Origin of the sequence: Psychrobacter fjordensis (assembly GCF_904845995.1) — a bacterium.
GTDB lineage: Bacteria > Pseudomonadota > Gammaproteobacteria > Pseudomonadales > Moraxellaceae > Psychrobacter > Psychrobacter fjordensis.
Genome location: NZ_CAJGYP010000002.1, coordinates 1,042,025 through 1,064,544, shown reverse-complemented (window position 1 = coordinate 1,064,544; position 22,520 = coordinate 1,042,025). Strand labels below are relative to the sequence as shown.

The following is a 22,520-nucleotide window of genomic DNA, read 5'->3' as shown; positions in this document are numbered from 1 at the left end:
AAGAGGGATAGAGAGCTTTGTGACTAAGGGGCTCTATAATTAACAAACTTTATGATTAAGAAAATCAGTAATTAACGAACAGGCACAAAAAAGCCGAGATATACTCGGCTTTTTTATTAGTACTTAGCTTGCTTGGATATTAGTCATTTTCAAGGAAAGAACGTAGGTGCTCAGAGCGTGATGGATGACGCAATTTACGTAGTGCTTTTGCCTCAATCTGACGAATACGCTCACGCGTTACATCGAACTGCTTACCGACTTCTTCAAGAGTATGGTCAGTAGGCATATCGATACCGAAACGCATTTTTAGGACACGTGCTTCACGCTCAGTAAGGTTGCCCAATACATCACGAGTGGCTTCTTGTAGACCAGCAGCCGTCGCATCATCGACAGGGCTTGAGATCGTACCATCTTCGATGAAATCACCTAGGTGTGAGTCTTCATCATCACCGATAGGGGTTTCCATAGAGATAGGCTCTTTAGCAATCTTAAGCACTTTACGGACTTTGACTTCGTCCATCTCTAAGCGTTCGCCTAATTCCTCAGGCGTCGGCTCGCGTCCCATTTCTTGTAGCAACTGACGTGAGACACGGTTTATCTTGTTAATCGTCTCAATCATATGCACAGGAATACGGATGGTGCGCGCTTGGTCAGCGATAGAGCGGGTGATTGCCTGACGAATCCACCATGTCGCATAGGTCGAGAACTTATAACCACGGCGATATTCAAACTTATCAACGGCTTTCATCAGACCGATGTTACCTTCTTGGATCAGATCCAAGAACTGTAGACCACGGTTGGTGTATTTCTTCGCGATAGAGATAACCAGACGTAGGTTGGCTTCGACCATTTCTTTCTTAGCGCGGCGAGCTTTTGCTTCACCGACAGCCATACGGCGTGCCACGTCTTTCATGTCGTGGATTTTCATATCGAGCTTTTGCTCGTAATCACGAATCTTACGTTGTAATAAGATCACGTCATCAGTGACTTTTTCTAACGTAGCAGCAAAGGCAGGCTTGCCGCTTATACGCTCAATGAGCCAATCAACATTGGTTTCATTGCTAGGGAAGGTTTTACGGAACTCTTCACGCGGCATACGACCACGGCGAATCACCAAACGCATGATTTGGCGCTCTTGCTTACGCACATCATCATAAACATCATGCATGATGGCCATGACTTGATCTGACAAGCGATTGTTCAGCTTCAACATCATAAAGCGTTCAGCAAGTAGGGCATAAGCGGTATCTGCTTGTACACTACCACGGCCATAATCAATTAAGGCTTGTTTGGCTTTGATGAATAGATTTTCGATCTCTTCTAGACGTAGGCGTACTTCTTCTGGATCGATACCGCTGGTTTCTTCTTCGGCTTCTTCTTCATCACCGTCTTCGTCTTCATCGTCATCGTCAAGTGCGGCTTTTGCACTGGCTTTTGGCTTGACTGGTGGTGGGTTTTCTTTCTCTTCTTTGATACGCTCTCTTTCTTCTTTCGCCGCTTCTTTTGCTTCTTGAGCAGCGATTTTGTCTGCTTCGGTTTCAGGATCTAAGAAACCAGTGATGACATCAGAGAGTTTTTTGTCGCCATCTTGTACTTTTTGATACTCGTCAAGGACGAACTGTACCGTACCAGGCCAGTAAGACATGGCATGCTGTACGTCACGAATACCTTCTTCGATACGCTTAGCAATGGAAATCTCACCTTCACGGGTCAGTAGATCAACCGTACCCATTTCACGCATATACATACGTACTGGGTCAGTGGTGCGACCAGGCTCAGTCTCAACAGAAGCTAATACTGCCGCTGCCTCATCTGCTGCCATGTCATCATCACTTGAATCATCGTTCATCAAGATGTCATCGGCATCAGGGGCAGACTCAAAGATTTTGATGCCAACGTCGGTTAGCATTTGCACAATATCTTCGATCTGATCGCTTTCGGTAATAGAGTCGGGCAGTTGGTCATTCACCTCAGCATAGGTTAGATAACCTTGCTCTTTACCCATTTGGATTAAGGTGGCCAGTTGAGATGTGGACTTAGAAACTGACTTATCGTTCATAAATACTCGCTTACTTGCATCGGACATTTTTATATCGTGACGCGCTATCGCTGGCTGGGTGCGTTGATCTTATCAGTCGATTGATCAAAATATGGCGTAGAGGTTGTCAATAATATCAAAAATGAGTGGATATGAATAAAGGCTCAAATCACTACAATAACAATGCTGAAAAACAGCTAAACATTAAAAAAGACTTCAAAATAGCATTCGTTGAAAACTGCTACTCAAAAATAATACCTAAAATTTGTGCCTGATGATGCGTGCTTATGATAGTTCGCTAAGCAATGCTGCAAATATACAGCCGCATAGTTTAACACAGACCACAGTAATCAAGCACGAGACAGTGAGACTTACCGATCATTTTCTACTGATTATTTGCTATCAGTTGAATGTTTAACATTCTTTTAGATTCGGTTTTGACTACTCGGCATAATCATTAGTAGTGGGGGCAGCCACTGTATTTTTAAAGGGTTGATCTTTTATTCATCAAAAATGAAGGTCAATGTCAAGATTTAACCGTGGTCATTTGCGCTGACTGCTCGGCTTGCTGTGCACGTAGCCAGTCATTTAACAGCTGTGATTGCTTACGGACAATCGCCAGCTTAATGTGATCAGGATTTTTGATCAGCTCCTGCATCTTTTTTTGCAGATGTAGCTTGAGCAGTTGCATGACCAAGTTTTCGACCAATTCATCAAGGCTTAAAATATTTCTTGCCGTCAAGGTTTTATAAAACCCACCCCAACTACGGCTGAGTGTTTCTTGCGTCATCGGTCGCACGTTGGACAATATAAAGTGCGCGGCTGCGTTAGCGTCTGCTGGTAAATACCTTAAGCAACGCTTAATCGTACTGACAATATCTAGCAGGTCGGTATCTTGCAAATCTTCCCAAGCAAGCGGCCGCAAGGTATCGCTCGCAGCTTTTTGTTTGATATGTGCAGGCAGTTGTAAGTCACTGATACCTGCCTGTTGCCAAATAGACTCAATGGGGTCTTCAAGTAGTGCACGTGGTTGGAACAAAAAGCACAGCTGCAACTGCTGACTGATGGTCATGTCACCATCAAAATCTAGCAGGGCGTCCTTGGCTTCAATATTCTGACTGCGTTTGCCGCCCAGCTTTTGATAAATGTCATTGTTAAGCAAATACTTAAAACTACTGCCTTTGGGCAATGCCATGGTTAATGCGCGTACTTGGGACATGAGCTTGGCTTTACCTTCTACCAAGGTCAGATCGTAGCGCTCACTTAAATACGCAAAAATATACTGCGACAAAGGTATGGCATTGGCGATTTGTGCACGCATGGCATCACCGCCCTGACTTTTGATAAACGTATCAGGGTCATGATTGTTCGGCAAAGTTAAAAACCGCAGCTCTTTGTCATCGGCAAGTACTGGCAGCGCAACTTCTAGTGTGCGCCAAGCGGCTTTTTGTCCTGCACTATCCCCATCGAAACTCAAGGTTAGGGTAGGGTTTAACGTTAGTAATCGTGATATTTGGCTCTCATTAATCGCTGTGCCCATCGACGCGATGGCACCATAAATGCCCGCTTGATAGAGGGCGATGACATCCATATAGCCTTCGACCACGAGCCAGTCATTGGCGCGCTGCTGGCGAGATTCATAATAGCCATACAGTACATGTTGCTTATGAAAAACGGGCGAGTCGGACGAGTTGATATATTTAGGCTTTACTTCATCATCTAGTGCTCGACCACCGAAGCCGATCGTACGGCCTTGATTGTCTCGAATCGGAAAAATTACTCGATCACGTAGTAGATCATAATCGCGTCCAGACTCTGATTGGCGCACTAAGCCCAAGGCTTTCAGTCCTTCAATATCCTGCGGAAACTGATGCTCAAGATGCTGCCAACCAAAGGGTGCATAGCCCAAACCAAACGTCTCAAAGATGTCTTCAGTGATACCGCGCGATAAAAAGTAATGTTTGGCATGAGGGTGAGTCGTCAGACTATTCTGATAAAACTGCTGAATTTGCTCTAACAGATCGTATAGGTTGCCATCAGCATCGGCACTATTATCCATACCGTGTAGGTTGATTGTCTCATCGCTGTCGCTGAGCCAAGCTGGTGGGTAGCTCGTATCATCTGGATACTCTGAACCATAAGCATCTGCCGGATAAGGCGCAGAGTCGTAAGCATCTAGCGGTGGATAATCTTCGTAGCTATGAGCATCATCATAACTAGCCTGCACATGGCTTTGTTCTATACCGCTTTGTTTTACACCGCCTTGGTCTGTGCTGTTCTGACTTAAGTTGCTTTGGTCGACAGCTGGGCTAGGTACAGACGGTAGTGAGCTTGATTTAGGCGTGGTAGTTTTAGAAACAGCAGGTTTTGGTGCACTACGCTGATAGCTAACGTTTTGCCGCTCTTCTTTAGGTACTTCGATGCCCGTTTGCTTGGATAGCTCATTGACTGCTTCGATAAAGGTGAGGTTTTCATAATCACGTAAGAAGCTAATGGCATTGCCACCGACACTACAGCCAAAGCAGTGATAGATGTTTTTTTGTGGATTGACATAAAAAGAGGGTGATTTTTCACCATGAAAAGGGCAGCAACCCTTAAACTCACCACCCGCTCTTTTGAGCGTAGTATGACGCCCAATAATACTGACTAAGTCAGCTTGGCTATTTAGTTGCTCAAGGATATGGTTAGGAATGCTCATACAAAAAACAGTTTACCATAGGTCAATTACGTTGGAACACAAAGCGTGTTATAGAAACAGAAAAATAAGGCCAACATGAGCGTTGGCCTTATTTCTTATGAGATGATTTCTAAGTCATTCATTATTCACATTGACAGAATGTGGTTGAAAAGACTATGGATTGACAGACTATGGGATGATAGGCGCATCTTGGTTTGGTTGGGTGATGCCGCGTGGTGGCTGACTGTTTTGCGGATTGCCATTTGTACCACGTGCAGGAGCAGCATTACTTGCTGGTGCATTGGCAGAAGTAGCATTTGCGCTAGGCAATCTTAGCTGGCTAGCATTACGAATCATCTGTGTTTTGGTTGCACCATTGTAGTTGCCTGACGCTACTGACTCATCGTCTACGCTTGAACGACCAAGCTTACCAAAGGTGATTTTGTTCAGCCAAGTGCTGTCACGTTTGGTCTCTAGTTTTACACTGCCATCACTGGTCAACCAGCTTGGATAGTTAATCTGTAATAGGGTTTTGTACTCATTTGCCAAATCCGTTAGACCCAACTTTTCATTGCTGTAAGCTAGCGTGGCAAGGGCTTTTGGAATGGATTCACTGAGTGGGTAGTACTGGAATACCCATTTGGCACGGTTGGCAGCGGCGACATAAGCCTCGCGCTCGATGTACCAGTTGGCAGCACTCATTTCGCTTTCAGCAAACTGATTGTAAATGAAAGTCATGCGCTGTGCAGCATCTGGTGTATAAGGGCTGTTTGGGTATTTATTAACCAGCTCTTGGAAGTTGGCAAAAGCAATACGCAAATAAGCAGTATCACGTTCGGCTTGGTTCATTTTGAACAGTTTTAAGCCTTCTGACGATCCTTGCATGTTTGCCACGCCGCGCACATAGTAGGCGTAGCTTACTTGTGGATTAGAAGGGTATAGACGAATGAACTGTTCAGCGCTTGCCGCTGCCATTTCATACTTACCGCCTTCATATTGTGCGTACATCATATCGAGTAGTGCTTGTTCAGCATATTGCCCGGTAGGGTAGAAGGTACGTAGGTTGGTCAATTCTTCGATAGCTTGTGTGTGGTGGCTCTTATCAAGCTGTTCGATGGCATCGTTGTAATAACTTTGCTCTGATTTTTGAGCGGTTTCTACCGCATCGACGTCAGCACCGCCAGTCAGGTTCTTGAAAGTTTGACAACCGACTAGGCTTACACTTAGCGTAAGTAGAGTTATTGAGGACAGTTTGATAAACGTATTGCCAACAGCTTGCATACTTCTTCTCCGACACGAGGCGCATAATAACAGCAGCGCTATTATGCTACATAAAAGGTTAATAATAAAAAACGATGCTTTGAGGCATCCGCTAACTGTCTAGTATCAAGCATACTCATCGTCGAGCAGCCTCACCATCAACATGGTTTTTATTGAATGCAGTTTATTGTAATGGTGTATGGGCTTAATAGACCCTAATAAAAACGTTATTTTTTAATTCAGTGCAATAGCATACAGCAAAACATAGTCATACTTTATAGAATAACGTTTGCTTCGTCTATTTTTTCGATATGTGCAATCTATCGTATTGGATATTCGACCATGACAGTGGCAAAGATTTTTTGCAATATCTAAGTCAGGTCATGGTTGCCGAGCCTCAGTGCTTATGCCTCAGTACTTGTAGTGCTAGTATCTATGATATGGCTGGCAATACGGCTAGCAAAAAGCCACATAATATCTGATTTCAGTTCGGCATTTTAGCATGAGCGGCTATCACGAGCGATATCGAATGTCGCTGATTCCGATAAATATACAGTAAATTACAGCAATGTCATATTTTAGAGAGTTAACCGATGATGCTGAGTGTTTATAAGTTATCATCAAAAATGACAGATAACGAGCAGCTTCTATAGGGCTTAAGCACTCGGCATGGTACACTATCGCGATATTGCTGCCGATTTTTTTGACGATGATTGCTATTATGATAAGCAATAAATACGTGACTGGCAGTCTGATTTTTTGTAAAATTTTCAAAAAGTTGCCTAACAGAATGAGGTTCGGCGCTTTGCTATGTATCAATTTATTATGAATAATAATGCTATAACCACCCATTTACCACCGAATCAATCGTTAGATACTGATTCATCAGCACAAGAGTCACCGATGACAAATGACGTTTTAAAAAATAGTGAGTTACTTGACGACAATCAGCTAGCGCTTGATGAGCAATTGCATGATGATGCGATTTCAGAAGAAGTGATGCGACCAGATAGTGATGCAGATGACATCGATGATGGTGATATTGACGATAGCGATGATGATGAGCCTTCAGTTTCGGGTCCAGCCGTCCCAGTAGCGATAGAGTTGACCCATACTGTCACAGAAGATCAATCAGGTCTGCGTATCGATAAGGTTGCCTCGCTAGCATTCAAAGACTTCTCGCGTGTGCAGATACAAGGCTGGATCACTGACGGTAGCTTACTCTATAACGGCAGTGTGCAAAAACCAAAGGTTCGTGTCAAAGCTGATGATGTGTTACATCTATCAACAACATTAGAGCAGCATAGTGAAGACCAACCAGAAAATATAGACATCGATGTCGTCTATGAAGATGATGACGTCTTGGTTATTAATAAGCCTGTTGGCATGGTCGTGCATCCTGGTGCTGGCAATCAGACGGGTACTTTGGTCAATGCGTTACTGTATCACTATCCGCAGCAGCACCATTTGCCGCGTGCAGGTCTGGTGCATCGGATTGATAAAGATACCTCTGGACTGTTGCTTATCGGCAAAACCAAACCTGCGCAGATGGCACTGATGGAGCAACTAAAAGACAAGTCAGTCTATCGCCACTATCAATGTGTGGTGGCAGGTGATAAAGCAAGCCTAACGCGCCATCGTCATATTGACGCACCCATTGGTCGTCACCGAAATCAACGTACCAAAATGACTGTGATGACAGCAGGACGTGAGGCCGTCACTCATCTATTAAATGTGACGCCGCTTAATGGTAACTACTGTCTATTAGATGTAGGGCTGGAGACGGGTCGTACTCACCAGATTCGTGTGCATTTAAGCCATATTACCTATCCGATAGTGGGTGACCGCGTTTATGGTGGTCGTCGTCAATTGCGAGCCGGTCTCACAGAAGCACAGCGTCAAACGATTAACAACTTTCCGCGCCAAGCCTTGCATGCTTATACGCTAGGTTTTGTACATCCAACGACAGGTGAAGATATGGAAGTCAACACGCCGCTGCCTGAAGATATGCAACAACTCATAGCCGTGCTTAGTGATGGTTATGATGCTGAGTAAGCAATTATTCAGAGTAGTTGTGTAAAATATGGTGTATTCAAAATGGTTTAGAATTCAGAAGAGGCTAGACAGGCGAGTGAAAGTACTACAAACAGTAGACGACACTAGCCTGACATAAATCTGACTCTTTATTATCTACGCTATATAAGCTATAGAACTAACTATAAAACCAAGTATTAAAATATTGTCAGCCACATATACATGATTCATTAAGATGGTAGGTCTCAGTCATGATTAATAAGCTTCCTATGACATTGCTAGCGCAAATTGATGATGTTGTTGTTTTTCAAACGGCGGCTTTTTTGACCGATGTGCTCAATGAGCTTGACTCAACCAGTCAACCTGCAGAACAGACAGCAAATTTTCAAGTAGGTCAGGCAGATTACGGTGATCTGAATTTAGGCTTGCATGTCAATGATGATGCGACAAAGGTATTGCACAATCGTATGTGTCTACTGTCTGGCATCAATGAAAGCTTTTTAGCATCAGCATCAAAGCGCTTTCAATACGTGCCGATTAAATGTTTGCATTGGGTCAGTCAAGTCCATGGTAATAACGTTCACGATGTCGATGCCACCGCGCTCAGTATGACCCCCATGGCAGCTGATGCGATGGTCAGTCAGCAACAAGGTATCGGACTGGCCATAATGACGGCTGACTGTGTGCCGATTGTTTTGTACCAACCAGCGACAGGACAGATAGCTGCGATTCATGCGGGCTGGCAAGGCTTGGCTTGCGGTGTTATCAAAATGACAGTGAATAGGTTTGATCATACGATGCCGATTCAAGCTTGGATAGGTGTTTGTATTAGTCAGGCGAATTATGAGGTAAATACAGACGTCCGCGACAAGCTATTAGCAGGGTGCAAAGAAAACCAAATATTGTCAGAAACACAACTCGATGATTTTGTGGCGCTCTTTTCTATACCATCTCAAGATGACAAAATTAAGCTGGATTTACCAAAGCTTGCGGCTATGCAGTTAGAGACTGCTGGCGTTACGGTTATTAATGACTTACCTGTAGACTGTAGTTATGCCGACAGTCGTTATTACTCGTATCGCCGCCAGACACATCTGCAGCAGCCAGCCACGGGACGTATGGCATTAGTGATTGCTCGTAGTACGCAGGGCAGTAGTAGCTAGAAAAGTAGGGATGACTAAATGAGTGTTGTCTGATTAACACAATATGCTTTATATAACAAAAAACAGCAGGTTAATTTTAACCTGCTGTTTTTTATTTGAGCATTAATAAGTCTATATGTAGTTGATTCAATTTGAAAGAGAGTCAAGGCAATTGAGTGCAGATGTAACTGTGATACTTCAAGCGAGATTAACGCTGTCACTCTTTTATAGAGAATTGACTATATCAACAGACTGAGTCGCTAGACTTTGGCACTGACAAGCCGAATAAAGGACGTAAGTACAGAGCCAAGAACGTACCAGCCATCGCGAGTATGCCCCAGATATAGCCGTGTAAGCTAAAAGAAGCGATACCACCAAAATAAGCACCGATATTGCAACCAAATGCTAGACGTGCGCCATAACCCATCATCAAACCACCAATCACTGAAGCTGCAAAGTTGCCTTTAGTAATGGTCGTAAATTTGAATAAGCCGCCAGCCGCTGATGCAATGAAAGCGCCAATGATGATACCGATGTTTAGTACCGTCGTTGAATCAGCAAATATAGACGCATTTAGCGCTGCTGCGTTTGCGCCTTGCCAATAGCCCCAACTCGCGACATCAACCCCAAAAGCGCTCGCAATTTTAGATCCCCATAATGAAAATGCAGATGTGATACCCCAAGGCTGACCACGTGTTGCTAGCGTTAATGCATTCAGTACACCCAGTACAATCGCTGCTGCAAATAGCGGCCAAGAACCACGGAAAATACGTTTCCAGCCCTTTTCAGAAGGAACAGGTGCCATTTTAGGGGCTTTGGTTCTTTTTTCAACGACCAAAGTTATCCATGCGATTATAGCAAAAAGCGCCAAAGAGACCATCCAAGCACCGCTGTAACCAAGACCGGTAGAGGTAGCCAAAGAAAACGGCTCAAAGCTCGGCAGCTCTTCTGTCCAAAATGGCAGATGGTAAGCACCAATAGTGGCACCAACGATAAAGAAGATAAACGTGATGAACATCACTGAGCGACCACCACCGACTGCATAAAGAGTACCAGAGGCACAGCCACCACCAAGCTGCATACCAATACCGAAGACGAATGCGCCAACGAAGAGACTAACACCGATTGGTGCGACATAACCTGCGACTGGCCCACCAAAAATAGTCGTACCAAAGGCTAAAATAGGGGCAAACAGCGTCACAGCAATGGCGAGCATAAGCATGTGTGAGCGCATCGCTTGTCCATTACCGACTGACATTAACCGCCTAAATGCAGAGGTAAAACCGAAGCGAGCATGAAAGAGGGTATAGCCCAGCAGCAAGCCAATGCCGAGCAATAGTGACTGAGAAATATGTTGCGTATCTAGCAAATAGACCAGCATGAGAAAGCTCACAATGGCGCCGCCTGCTACCAGCATTTTTTGTGGATCATTCAAGCGAAGACTGTCTCTTACGATTGGATCTCGCGCCTCGTTTACGGGTTGAACTCTTAACGTTGTCACAGTAGTAGTCTCCTCTGCTTATCGGTTTGATTGTGATTTCTTTATAGCTTTCTTATGATTTTTTTAATTTATTAATGGTATTTATGCGTAACTTAGGAATAAGCGCTACATCATAATCCTATTACGGTAAAAATAGAAACAAGCCTGAAAGAAAAGCTGGAATTAACATATGCGTATATGGAATAAATAAATGTAATTATTAACGATTATTTTTTCTTATTTAATACGCACAAGGTGTGCTACATAACATTCGACAAAGTTTCGATTTACATAAGTGAGTTGATAATTCGCTGAATATTGCTACTCTATGACAGTCTGTTAATAAGCAGTCTGTTAATAAGCAGTGTGATTATCCTTACACCTGACGATAGCGTCATTAACGACAGCTATCCGGTACTAACGATATGATTACAGGCTATAATGGCTGTAATTGCTCAGAAAATTCCAAACGTTACTATTATTTAGCTACTTATTATTCATCAATTCATTCATTACTAGAGCCCGTATGACTACATCTATATCGTCTGCTTCAACTGTCACTCACCAAGCTAATAATCTATCTATCGCGGTTATTTATCATAGTAATTATGGTCATACCAAGCGTGTGGCTGAGGCCATAGTGACAGGTGCCCGTCAGCAGTTACCAGAATCGCAAGCCAAGGCGGTAGATGTCCATGAAGTGGATTGGGAGTTTTTAGATCAAGCAGATCTGCTGGTATTTGGTAGTGCCGTATACATGGGTAGTGTTACGGCTGAATTTAAGACTTTTATGGATGAAACCTCAAAGCGTTGGTATCACCGTAAATGGGAAGGGAAGTGGGCAGCAGCTTTTGCCAACTCTGGCGGATTAAGCGGTGACAAACTTGCAGTATTACAGCAGATTTCTCTATATGCCATGCAGCATGGGATGAATTGGATTGGACTACCATTGATGCCGACAGGTCATGAAACTCACGACCTAAACCGTCTATCTAGCTTTTTGGGTTTAATGACGCAGTCGCTCGATGGCCCACCTGAAGAAACGCCAGGATCTGGAGATATCGACACCGCTATTTGGTTTGGTGATCATCTGGCCAAAACCATTATCAAGCATCAACCAGCCAGTACACAGAGTTAAAGCGACTTTATCGAACGTAACCTGAATAAAAAAAGCAGACTTTATAGTCTGCTTTTTTTATGTCTCTCAGTTCTGTTACTGGTCATTCGATTGAGTCAAATTCGATGTGACAGGAATCGGACTATCAACAAACTGGAACGACTGACAACCTGTTAATAACAGAATAGACGTGAATATATAAGTAAGCGTTAATGACTTCATAATGATGTCTCAGACGGCGATTGGCAACGTGGAAATAGCGCCTATCATAAACAAAATATGGTGAGGTGCAATAACTATGTGTCATATCATCATAAAAATATTATTTATAGTCAGGTGATTTTGATTTAGGTCTATGTATCCATTATGTACAGACCAAACGAATAATGATAGTAAATATCGCTTATTTGCAATGGTTCATCGCAGTGATAGATCATTCATGAGAAACGTAATATTGTTAAACAGTCTATTTAGCTATTGTTTTTAAAGGGTTTTTTAAAATACGTATTATTACCTTATAAAAACACATGATAATTTGCCAGAAATAAATGGCCGTCAGGCAGTTCTTTAAGTTTTGTAAAAATTTTAGGCCAATAAGTTACCATTCAAGTAATAGTAGCGAAAAAGTCTTACATTGGTGAGGTGAGTAGACATTATCTAGAAACTATTTTTTTAGATGCTTGCTTTACTAGGTGCTTTTTTGTCAGATGTTTTCTATAAAGATGGTTTACTCATTATTTTGTTTTTAATGAATTGTTTGATGTTTGATGACTGAAGCCTAGAGCTGCAAAAATAAATAGCTATAAAGACACTGCTCGATATCGAATGTGTCGTCAAACCTCTCTGTGAAATACCCTAGGTACCAGCTATATGAGGATATTATGAAGCCAATTCCTACGATGTTATCGATGCTCGTAATGGGTATTACCTCCAGTGCTGTGATGGCTGAAGGGATAAGCATCCCTGATACAAGCACGGCCAATGCTCGCTTGCCCACCACCACATTAGCTGATTCCAGTTTACCTAATGCCAGTTTGCCTAATGTGCGTCCCGCTAATAGCGATATCGTCAACCGCGGTGCCTATATTGCTCGCGCTGCTGACTGCATGGCATGCCACGGTGAAGATTATGCTGGAGGTACAGCGATTGACACTCCGATGGGAAGTATCTATTCAACCAATATTACCCCGTCTAAGCGTCATGGTATCGGTGACTATACCGAGATGGATTTGAAGAATGCGCTGCAAAAAGGTCGAGCACCCAAGCATATGTTATATCCTGCCATGCCATATGCTGCATATAGCGGCATGAAGGAAGAAGACATCAGTGCGTTATTTGCCTATCTGCAAACTGTACCAGCCGTCGATGAGGCACCAACGCAAAAAACTGAATTGCCATTTCCTTTTAACATTCGTACGCTCATGCTGGGCTGGAACTTTTTAAATGTTCCTTCTACCGAGAACCGTGATGGACTCACCCAAACACAGCAACGCGGTGAATATATCGTCAATAACCTAGAGCACTGTGGCACTTGCCATACCCCGCGTAATAGCACCATGGGTTTTGATAAAGAAAAATATCTATCAGGCGCTCAGCTTGGTCATTGGCATGCGCCCAATATCACACCTGACGAGTCAAGTGGTATTGGCAATTGGAGTGAACAAGATATTGTCACATATCTACGCACTGGCGAGCTTGACCAACGAGCTTATGCGGGTGGGCCGATGGGCGAGGCAATTGCGCACAGTACTCGCTATCTTAAAAATGACGACTTGAGTGCCATTGCTTCTTATTTAAAAGCTGTCCCTGCGATTCAAACAGAGGATAAGGTCGCAGCCATTGATATTTCTCGTCTACCAACACCAACCAACGAGTCCATTACACACGATTTACTCGCCCAAAACGAGTATTTGACTCAAGCTAAAGCAGAGGTTAGCAACGGTAGTGATTCATCAGAATCGCTATATTTGGCGGCTTGTGGCAGCTGTCACGGTGTCGATGGTAATGGACAGCCTGATGCACGTTATGCGCCTATCGTCGGACTCAGCAGTATTCGTCGCGACAAGCCTGATGCGCTCGTTAATATGATTCTTCATGGGGTAGAAGGAGCGACCAATACTTCGCCTATCATGCCAGGGTTTTCAGATGAGCTTAATAGCGAGCAAATCGCTGGTATCACCAATTATGTACGTGTGAATTTTGGTGGCCTTATGAGTAGTGAGGTAAGCGCTGATGATGTCGATCGCATCGCAACGATGGGTGCTGATACGCCATTTTTAATCAAATATGCGGGCCTGCTGGCAATAGTTGGCATTATCGTGGCCGTCATTATTATTGTATTTATCATACGAGCAATCTTGCGTGCTAGGCGTCGCCGTTAATCCAGTAATTCTATAAATACGATTTAAATACTTATGACAAGAAAGGCGTTAAAGGCAACACGGTAAGGCACGACAGCTTAAACAACAAAATGAAAAACTAAGCCAAGCTGATTCATCGTCTCAATGCCTCCTGTTTTGCACGAACGCCTACTTTAAGGACTTTATTATGAAAGACATGCCTCAGTCTCCAACGCGGCGCCAACTGCTCTCGATGATTGGTAAGACAGCGGGTGCAACGGCGATGTATCAGGCAATGACGACATTAGGATTTGCTTCAGAGTCGAGTTTCAAAGAGACCATGGATCTAAAAGGTGCACCTCTGGGCGCTAGTATTGTCGTTCTCGGTGCTGGTCTTGGTGGACTGACAGCGGCTTATGAGTTACGTAAAGCAGGCTATGATGTCAAGGTTCTCGAATATCAGAACCGTGGCGGTGGTCGCAGCTGGACATTGAACAGCGGTGATAAATATATAGAGCTTGGCGGTGAAGAAGTCACCTGTGATTTTGAAGAAGGCAATTATTTTAATGGTGGGCCATGGCGTTTGCCCAGTCATCACTATGCCATCTTCCATTATTGCAAACAGTTCGGTGTTGAGCTGCAGCCATTTATTCAGACCAATGATCGTGCGTATCTGCACCGTAGCACTCATTTTGGCGGTGTGCCCCAACGTTTGGGCGATGTAAAAAACGATATCCAAGGTCACGTCGCGGAGTTGTTATCGAAGTCCGTTAACGTCGGTGCTCTCGATCGTTCTGTGAATAAAGAAGACAAAGAGAAACTGTTAGAAGGCTTAAAAGGTTGGGGCGTGCTCGATAAAGACTATCGCTACCGTGCCAGCAATGAGACCAGCAAGCATCGCGGTTTTAGTGTGTTTCCGGGTGGCGGCTTGATGCCTGATGCGACTCCATCCAAGCCTTTACCTATCAGTGAGATATTAGATTCGGGTATGTGGGCAGATATCTATAGCAATCATATGACTTATGGGCATCAGCCAACCATGTTTCAGCCAGTGGGCGGTATGGGTAAAATAGGTGACGCATTCACCCGCGAATGCCGAGATATGATTGAGTTTAATGCAAAAGTGACCAAAATCCATCAGGACGAAAGTGGTGTGACGGTCAATTATGTCGACAGCAACAGTCCAGATGGTGCCACTAAGACCATCCGTGCAGATTGGTGCGTCTGTAATATCCCACTAACGATATTGACGCAGATGGATATCAATGTCTCAAAACCTATGAAACAGGCGATGGCCGCTGTGCCTTATGAGAGCTCTTATAAAGTTGGCTTAGAGTTTAATCGTCGATTTTGGGAAGAAGATGAGTGGATATTTGGTGGTCTGACTTATACCGACATGCCCATTGCTCAGATTGCCTATCCGTCACAAAACATGTTCAAAGACGGAACAGGGGTGTTGCTAGGCGCGTATGGTTACGGCCCGACATCTTATAAGTTCAATACCCTAACGCCGAAAGAGCGTATCAATGTTGCACTTGCCTATGGTAAATATATCCATCCTCAGTATCCCAAAGAATTTCGCGCAGGTACGTCAGTTGTCTGGCACCGTATCCCATGGACGCTCGGCTGCTATGGCATCTGGAATGAGTCGACCCGTCGGCAGCATTACGATACCTTGTGCAGTATAGATAATCGTATCGTACTGGCAGGCGAGCATTGTTCACACATTCCAGCATGGCAGGAAGGCGCGATTCTATCTGGTATGGATGCCGCAAAGCGCCTACACAAAAAAGCAAAAATGCTGGGTTAATACGAATAACTATAAAATTCAGAGGCTATCATGGATAATGCAATCGTGAAGAAGACAGTCATAAAAAGCACGACACCCAAACTGCTGAATGTGATGTTGCTGAGTGTGATGAGCAGTGCGGCACTGCTAGGTTGTAGTCAGCGGTCGGATGACGCAAAAACGATAGCCAGTGTACAAGAACAAAAGGCTACGCAACCTGCTGCTTATCAAGCCAGCCGTAATACAGGTGCTTGGGGTGCTGTCCATATGAGTCGTGAGGAGCTTGCAACACCTTCTGCAAATATCGTCGATGACAGCGCACTGCCCAATATGGAAAATGACCCAAGTATTACTAAGTGGGAAGCAAAGTTTGAAGGCACCAATACATTTGTGACAACAGATGGTGAAAAGCTATATCACGACTCTTGTGCCGCCTGTCATATGCATAAAGGCGAGGGTGCTTACGGCGCAGGTTATTATCCACCACTGGCTAATAACAGTAAGATGCAATCAAAGTATTACATCATTGATATCTTAATGAATGGTTTTCGCGGTATGCCGTCATTTCATGGGATGATGAATGATGAGCAGATGGCTGCGGTTACTCAATACGTGGTCAGTGATTTGAATGGCTTTACTGAGACAGTAACGGCCGAAGACGTGGCAAAACTGCGTCATGACAACCCACCAGCAGGTGATCCGAGTGATGATTAATGCTGTTTACACTTTTAGCTAATGGCTATCAAAGAAAAATATCTAGGGCGTGTCCTCATTTTAAAAATGGTGATAAAAATGAGATAAATCGCAGTCAAACAAGGAAAATAGCGCAGATAATATCGAGATATTAGTCAGCTAGTTGACGCCATTTGGCAAGATTTTGCCATTTTTAACCCATTTAGATAACTATCGATTGAATTGAGGACACGCCCTAGTATACAAATTACTTCACTACTGCTCTTAGAAAACAAAAAAAGCGCTTAACAGATAGTTAGGCGCTTTTTTATATACAAGGATTTATGGATTGAGAGAGACAGCAAGTGAATTATTTACTTTGGACTGGCTGACCATACTGGTGAGCGAATAGTACCTTGTCCAGACTTGCCAAACGTCTCACCACCATTTAGTGATTTTATTGTAATAATACCTTTACCACCTTGTTTTGAAGCATAGACTACGCGCTTACCGTTAGGCGAAAAGCTCGGTGCTTCATCAATGCCCGTATTGCCCAAATTAGCCGTTATTGCGCCATTGCTATTCATGATAGCGGCTGATGAGCCATTTAAAAAGGCAATTTGTGAACCATCGCTATTGAACTGCGGGCTAGTCGCATAACCGCTATTTGAGAGCTTCGTCGTACGTCCTGAGCCAAACTCATAACGATAGATTTGTGGCTTATTGAAACCTGCGCGGTCACTGACGAATACAAAAGATTGACCATCAGGCGCATAGCTTGGCTGTACTTCACTGCTTGGCCAGCTAGTGAGTCTTTTAGGTTGACCACCACTGGCACTTATCTCGTAAATATCAGCACTGCCTTCAAAGCTGCTAGAGAATAATATTTTGCTGCCATCTGGTGAGAATGATGGACTCAAGTTACTACCAGAAAATGGCGTTAATGCGGTTGCGCCGCCGCCATCAACGTTTTGTACGTAGATGACTTGATAAGACTGATCACGTTGTACAGAATATGCAATGCGTTTACCGTCTGGTGACCAAGCGGGTGAAAAGATAGACCCTTTGACTTCAGCAAGTGTTCTCGCATTTTCACCATCAGCATCCATGATTTTTAGGCGTGAGACTTTATTTTTACCGCTTAATTCCTCTTCAATATAAGCAATACGTCCTGAAAAATCTCCTGGCGTCCCGGTAATCAACTCATATACTTTATCTGCGATGACGTGGCCAGCATAACGCATACTTTCTTTATCGTTATTAGCCGTTAGACTTTGTTTGCCTGCTAGTATTCGCCCTGACTTTACTTCAATGACTTCATAGTTGGTGGTCACTTTACCGCGATTGGTACTGCTGCTACCGACGACTAGGTAAGGAATACCGATACTTTGCCATACGGGTAGTGTACCTGCTAACTCGTTGCTACTATGCGGTTGCTGTGGCAAATTTTCGCTAGTCACTTTTAGCTCGGTTTTACCTAAGTCATTTAGGATAATAGAAGACATGACGGTGTCACCAGCGAAGGGAACAAAAGCGGCTTGGTTTTGTTGTCTTGGTGCTGTAACGGTCATATTAAGTACCATCGGTTCAGCAGCAGAAACGCATATAGGAAATGATAAAAAAGGAGTTGCTAGAAGTAGGCTTGAAGTAACACGAAGGACAGATGATGTAGATAGCTTCATAGGTGGATATCCTAAAGTAGAAATAATTAATATGTCGTATAGGTGTAATATTTATTTATATTAATATTACCATCACAGCAGCGGTTGTTTTTTAAAATTTTATTCAACATTGAAGTTAATTATTAACTCTCTAAGGCTTTAGATCATTTAATAGTAACGTTAATTGTTAGATTTGCAAAACTTGCAGGGTTGTCTAAATCAATTGATAATGGGCTAGCAGCAACAGCTGCTTTTTCTACTGCTCGGTTTACAATAGCATTGGAACCACTAGCCTTTGCCGACTTGACATTGCCTTTTTTATCTAATGTTAGAGATAGTGAAGTGGACATCCCTTGTGTTTCAATTGGAGTATCAAGTTTGCTTTGTATTTCACTTAATATAGTGCTTTCGAATTGACCCGTAGAACGAGTTGGGCTACCAGACTGACTGGGCGTACTTCCAGATATGGTCGGCTGTCCATCTTCTGATAAGCTGAATGCTTTGCCTGAGCTACCTGCATTAATTTTTATATTCTTATCAGTAGCAGTGGGGCGATTGATTTTGAGAGAGTCATTTGGCTTATTACGATACTCTTGGAGCCTTTGTTGCTCTTCTACTTGCTCATCTCTTTTGTCTTGCTCAATCGCATCGTGCTTTTCTGTCACTGATTCATCTAATTCCTCTGCCCATTCAGCCATCCGCTGCTCATACTCTCTATTTTGTTCAAGTAAGCGTTGATGATGCTCTTCGCTCATGAGTAAGGGGCGACCAGTAGTATCATCGGGGCGGCTAAAACTAGGTACTTGCTGAGAGCTTGATTGGGTGCTGTTTTGACTGGCATCGTTACTGTTAGACGCATCTGCTTGCGTGAATGCCGCTGCACTACTATTCGCACTGGCTGCTTGCGCGGCAGCACGATTGGCCAGTATCTGACCTTGCATATCAGCCAGCTGCTCAGGTGATACCATGACCGTTTCGATACTACCAGTCATGTCTACTTCAGTGTGTTGATAGTTATAAACGAGCAGGCCAATCACAAGGCCATGTGCGAGTAAACTGAGTAGCGTAGGCAAGGTCAGCCCATTGCCTTCAGGTTGGGTAGGCACATAGACGGCAGGAGCATTATGCATAATATTTATACTCATGAACGTGGTTCATTGGGTTGACTACGATTCAATTATAAGCTTGATCGAATGTGGTGCTTATTAATCTGTTTATTACAGTGAAGGCGTGGGTAGAGGAGCGCCTGTTAGTAGTCCTACCTTTTGAATACCGGCTTGTTGCAACGTCGCCATTAGCGTCATGATTGCACCATATTGATTGTTTTGGTCGGCATTTATCATCACCTGTACTGGTGACGCTCCGACATCACTGTTTTGAGTCTGCAAATTAGACAAGGTGTTAATCAGTTCAGGTTCGCTCACGGGCAAATCGACATTACTTTCGTAACTGATAAAAATCTCTCCATTACCAGTTAGAGATACGATCACCGGTAGCTGGCTTTGGCTCATGGTGTTGGTTTGCTCTTTTGGCAGATCGACATCAACACCCGTAATCAACATCGGCGCAGTCACCATAAATATGACCAGCAACACCAGCATCACATCGATGTAAGGAACGACATTCATCTCCGCATTTAGCGCTTTCTTTTCACGGCGATAGGGACTTTGCTTCATGGCTTCATCGTCCTTATGCTTGATTGGTAGTAGATTGCGTTTCTCTGCTGACAGGATTTGCTGCACTGGTCTCACGTTGGAGCATGCCAGTCATCTCATCACAGAACAGCGCCCGCGAGTCATATAAGCGGCTAGATTTTGCCGTAAAGTGATTGTAAGCCAGTACAGCAGGAATCGCTGCAAATAGACCCATGGCAGTGGCGATTAATGCCTCGGCGATACCAGGTGCAACAGAGGCTAGGGTGGCCTGTTCTGTCTGCGACAATCCTAAAAAGGCATTCATAATACCCCAGACTGTACCAAATAATCCGATATAAGGCGCCACTGATCCGATACTGGCCAACGTCGTGAGCCCTGACTCGAGCAGTTGCTGTTGACGACCTAGCCCAACTCGTAGCTTACGCTCAACGCCATCGATAATGTCATCTTTAGGCTGGCGCTTTTTATGCATTCTTAGGTACTCTGAAAACCCAACATAAAAAATCTGCTCAAGTCCTTGGCGTTCAGGTGAGCCTTGCACACCTTGATATAGTTTGGCTAGATCTTCACCTGACCAAAACCAAGTTTCAAACTGTTGATCGAAACTTTGAGCCGTACCAAGCCGCGCACTCATACGAAAAATAATGATCCAACTGAATAAAGACGCTAATAATAATAGTGCCATCACAATCTGCACCAATAGACTGGCTTGGGTAATAAGATCAATAATATTTAATGACTCAGGCATGTAATGAACTCACGGATAATGGACAAGAGCTGGCATGGTGCAATACGCAGGCCAAATAGGGTATTCGATAACATAAAAACATGATGGAGCAATAATTCTGCACACTTATATTAACCGCCTAGTGTACTGCTAAATGAAGGAAAGGTCATTTAATAAAGTGTTAAATACCAAATAATTAATAGATGCTTATCTATGTTTTTTTATCGAAAGGATAAATTCTGCTGATGTATCTATCGATAGATATCCTGAACATGTTCTGTATTTATCTAAAATCTTGTCTAAATATGATTTCTAAGTAGCAAGAGAAATCGTGTTTGTACGCCTCGGGTACTGGTAGTGATTGAATTTATAGTGTAATTTCTCTAGAATGTTACACTTCGTTACTGCTGCCTTTCTATAGATGACGTCATGATTTGTCTGCTGACGTTATGTTTACTTTAGGCATTAATAAATTTGTTCTTTCACTAGCAAGCTGGGCGCGACACTTATGAATGCAATCGAACGCTATTTTGGGATTAACGGTGAAAACACCACGGTAAGAACTGAAATTCTTGCTGGCTTGACCACTTTTTTAACGATGGCCTATATTATCTTTGTTAACCCCAACGTGCTAGCAGATGCTGGCATGGATAAAGGCGCTGTGTTTGTTGCTACTTGTTTGGCAGCAGCAATCGGGTGTTTGATCATGGGGCTTTATGCTCGTTTACCTGTTGCTCAGGCTCCTGGCATGGGTCTTAACGCCTTCTTTACTTACGGCGTGGTACTTGGTATGGGGTATACATGGCAAGTTGCGCTTGGCGCGGTGTTCTTGTCTGGTTGTATCTTTGTGCTGTTGAGTCTGTTCAAAATTCGCGAAATGATCATCAATTCTATTCCCGTGTCGCTCAAGCAGGGCGTGGTCGCTGGTATTGGTGCATTTCTAGCGTTCATTGCATTACAAAGCTCAGGCGTCATCGTCAATCATGACGCTACGTTGGTTGGCTTAGGTGATATGACAAGCTTTGGACCGGCGATGGCTGCTGTTGGGTTTATTGTTATTCTCGCTTTGTCTTATAAGAAAGTCCCTGGTGCGGTGACTATTGGTATCTTGCTTGTGGCTTTGGTCAGCTTATTAACTGGCAATACGCATTTCACCGGTATTGTCTCTGCACCGCCATCGATTGTACCTACATTCATGCAGCTTGATATTGCTGGCGCGTTTGATGTGAGCATGATCAGCGTTATCTTTGCTTTCTTATTCGTCGATTTATTCGATACAGCAGGTACGTTGATTGCAACCACGCAACAGGCAGGCTTGGTAGATAAAGATGGTAAAGTTAAGAACATGGGTAAAGCGATGTTTGCAGATTCTACTGCGACAGTAGCAGGGACTTTACTTGGTACGTCATCGACAACCAGTTATATCGAAAGCGTTTCAGGTATTGCTGCAGGTGGTCGTACTGGATTGGTCGCTGTGACTGTCGGCGTGCTATTTTTGCTTAGTATATTCTTTGCGCCATTGGCCAGTATGATTCCTGCTTATGCAACAGCAGGCGCGATATTTTATGTGGCGGTATTGATGTTAGGCACTCTAAAAGACGTAGAGTGGTCTGACTTGACTCAAGCAGCGCCAGTCGTTGTCGTATTATTATTTACCCCACTGACTTACTCTATCGCAGATGGTATCGCACTTGGTTTTATCACTTATACGGCGACCAAAGCATTGACGGGTAAGTTTTCTGACATTAGTATTCCAGTATGGATATTGACTTTCGTACTATTGGCAAAAATTGTCTTTGTTTAACGGTTTAAAGCCAGCCATCAGTCTTTGCTAAACGATACAGTTTTAGCTTAGCTTGCAATAAAAACCCCTCCTTATCTGGTATAGATAAGGAGGGGTTTTTTTGGTATAAGTGCTATACCGAGTGT

General features: G+C 43.7%; 15 protein-coding genes. 7 read left to right on the top strand and 8 right to left on the bottom strand.

The window, feature by feature from the left end:
• Positions 1–139 precede the first annotated feature (139 nt).
• The 3 genes from rpoD to JMW61_RS12800 form a co-directional block, all read right to left on the bottom strand.
• Positions 140–2,059 carry an RNA polymerase sigma factor RpoD gene (gene rpoD, locus JMW61_RS12810; protein WP_201551772.1) on the bottom strand — a complete coding sequence of 640 codons (1,920 nt, stop codon included), beginning with the start codon at positions 2,057–2,059 and terminating at the stop codon, positions 140–142.
• A 505-nt stretch (positions 2,060–2,564) separates the two neighbouring features.
• Positions 2,565–4,736 (bottom strand): DNA primase, encoded by a 2,172-nt coding sequence (locus JMW61_RS12805; RefSeq protein WP_201551771.1) that lies wholly within the window; start codon positions 4,734–4,736, stop codon positions 2,565–2,567.
• Between the two features lie 168 nt (positions 4,737–4,904).
• A complete protein-coding gene (locus JMW61_RS12800) occupies positions 4,905–5,996 on the bottom strand; it encodes an outer membrane protein assembly factor BamD (RefSeq protein ID WP_201551770.1) in 1,092 nt (363 codons plus the stop codon).
• 819 nt (positions 5,997–6,815) lie between these two features.
• Between JMW61_RS12800 and JMW61_RS12795 the strand changes: the two genes are divergently transcribed.
• Complete coding sequence (locus JMW61_RS12795) at positions 6,816–8,030, top strand: RluA family pseudouridine synthase (protein ID WP_201551954.1); 1,215 nt, start codon at positions 6,816–6,818, stop codon at positions 8,028–8,030.
• Positions 8,031–8,260: 230 nt separating this feature from the next.
• Complete coding sequence (locus JMW61_RS12790; protein ID WP_201551769.1) at positions 8,261–9,172, top strand: polyphenol oxidase family protein; 912 nt, start codon at positions 8,261–8,263, stop codon at positions 9,170–9,172.
• Between the two features lie 223 nt (positions 9,173–9,395).
• On the opposite strand, the gene JMW61_RS12785 is transcribed toward JMW61_RS12790, so the two are convergent.
• Complete coding sequence (locus tag JMW61_RS12785) at positions 9,396–10,652, bottom strand: YeeE/YedE family protein (protein WP_197100271.1); 1,257 nt, start codon at positions 10,650–10,652, stop codon at positions 9,396–9,398.
• Between the two features lie 505 nt (positions 10,653–11,157).
• Between JMW61_RS12785 and JMW61_RS12780 the strand changes: the two genes are divergently transcribed.
• The 4 genes from JMW61_RS12780 to JMW61_RS12765 all read left to right on the top strand — a co-directional run bounded on the left by JMW61_RS12780 (position 11,158) and on the right by JMW61_RS12765 (position 16,590).
• Positions 11,158–11,769, top strand: coding sequence for a flavodoxin family protein (locus JMW61_RS12780; RefSeq protein WP_201551768.1), 612 nt, complete (start codon positions 11,158–11,160; stop codon positions 11,767–11,769).
• 860 nt (positions 11,770–12,629) lie between these two features.
• Entirely contained in the window at positions 12,630–14,129 is a 1,500-nt protein-coding gene (locus JMW61_RS12775) for a cytochrome c (RefSeq protein WP_201551767.1), read from the top strand.
• Between the two features lie 166 nt (positions 14,130–14,295).
• Entirely contained in the window at positions 14,296–15,897 is a 1,602-nt protein-coding gene (locus JMW61_RS12770; protein ID WP_201551766.1) for a flavin monoamine oxidase family protein, read from the top strand.
• A 30-nt stretch (positions 15,898–15,927) separates the two neighbouring features.
• Positions 15,928–16,590 carry a cytochrome c gene (locus JMW61_RS12765; protein ID WP_201551765.1) on the top strand — a complete coding sequence of 221 codons (663 nt, stop codon included), beginning with the start codon at positions 15,928–15,930 and terminating at the stop codon, positions 16,588–16,590.
• A 332-nt stretch (positions 16,591–16,922) separates the two neighbouring features.
• Here the strand turns inward: JMW61_RS12765 and JMW61_RS12760 are convergent, their stop codons facing one another.
• The 4 genes from JMW61_RS12760 to tolQ form a co-directional block, all read right to left on the bottom strand.
• On the bottom strand, positions 16,923–18,119 hold the full coding sequence (locus JMW61_RS12760; RefSeq protein ID WP_227687468.1) for a translocation protein TolB: 1,197 nt from the start codon (positions 18,117–18,119) through the stop codon (positions 16,923–16,925).
• Positions 18,120–18,373: 254 nt separating this feature from the next.
• Positions 18,374–19,354, bottom strand: a complete 981-nt coding sequence (locus JMW61_RS12755; protein WP_227687467.1) for an energy transducer TonB — start codon at positions 19,352–19,354, stop codon at positions 18,374–18,376.
• 72 nt (positions 19,355–19,426) lie between these two features.
• A complete protein-coding gene (gene tolR / locus JMW61_RS12750; RefSeq protein ID WP_201551763.1) occupies positions 19,427–19,885 on the bottom strand; it encodes a protein TolR in 459 nt (152 codons plus the stop codon).
• Between the two features lie 13 nt (positions 19,886–19,898).
• On the bottom strand, positions 19,899–20,612 hold the full coding sequence (gene tolQ / locus JMW61_RS12745; protein ID WP_201551762.1) for a protein TolQ: 714 nt from the start codon (positions 20,610–20,612) through the stop codon (positions 19,899–19,901).
• Positions 20,613–21,099: 487 nt separating this feature from the next.
• Here tolQ and JMW61_RS12740 point away from each other — a divergent pair, with 487 nt between their 5' ends.
• A complete protein-coding gene (locus JMW61_RS12740; protein WP_194197501.1) occupies positions 21,100–22,395 on the top strand; it encodes an NCS2 family permease in 1,296 nt (431 codons plus the stop codon).
• Positions 22,396–22,520: the final 125 nt, after the last annotated feature.

Coding starts and splice junctions, on each gene's coding strand:
- JMW61_RS12780 (WP_201551768.1), top strand. CDS start 11,158: ATGACTACATCTATATCGTCTGCTTCAACTGTCACTCACCAAGCTAAT.
- tolR (WP_201551763.1), bottom strand. CDS start 19,885: ATGAAGCAAAGTCCCTATCGCCGTGAAAAGAAAGCGCTAAATGCGGAG.
- rpoD (WP_201551772.1), bottom strand. CDS start 2,059: ATGAACGATAAGTCAGTTTCTAAGTCCACATCTCAACTGGCCACCTTA.
- JMW61_RS12755 (WP_227687467.1), bottom strand. CDS start 19,354: ATGAGTATAAATATTATGCATAATGCTCCTGCCGTCTATGTGCCTACC.
- tolQ (WP_201551762.1), bottom strand. CDS start 20,612: ATGCCTGAGTCATTAAATATTATTGATCTTATTACCCAAGCCAGTCTA.
- JMW61_RS12790 (WP_201551769.1), top strand. CDS start 8,261: ATGATTAATAAGCTTCCTATGACATTGCTAGCGCAAATTGATGATGTT.
- JMW61_RS12775 (WP_201551767.1), top strand. CDS start 12,630: ATGAAGCCAATTCCTACGATGTTATCGATGCTCGTAATGGGTATTACC.
- JMW61_RS12800 (WP_201551770.1), bottom strand. CDS start 5,996: ATGCAAGCTGTTGGCAATACGTTTATCAAACTGTCCTCAATAACTCTA.
- JMW61_RS12805 (WP_201551771.1), bottom strand. CDS start 4,736: ATGAGCATTCCTAACCATATCCTTGAGCAACTAAATAGCCAAGCTGAC.
- JMW61_RS12765 (WP_201551765.1), top strand. CDS start 15,928: ATGGATAATGCAATCGTGAAGAAGACAGTCATAAAAAGCACGACACCC.
- JMW61_RS12770 (WP_201551766.1), top strand. CDS start 14,296: ATGAAAGACATGCCTCAGTCTCCAACGCGGCGCCAACTGCTCTCGATG.
- JMW61_RS12740 (WP_194197501.1), top strand. CDS start 21,100: ATGAATGCAATCGAACGCTATTTTGGGATTAACGGTGAAAACACCACG.
- JMW61_RS12760 (WP_227687468.1), bottom strand. CDS start 18,119: ATGACCGTTACAGCACCAAGACAACAAAACCAAGCCGCTTTTGTTCCC.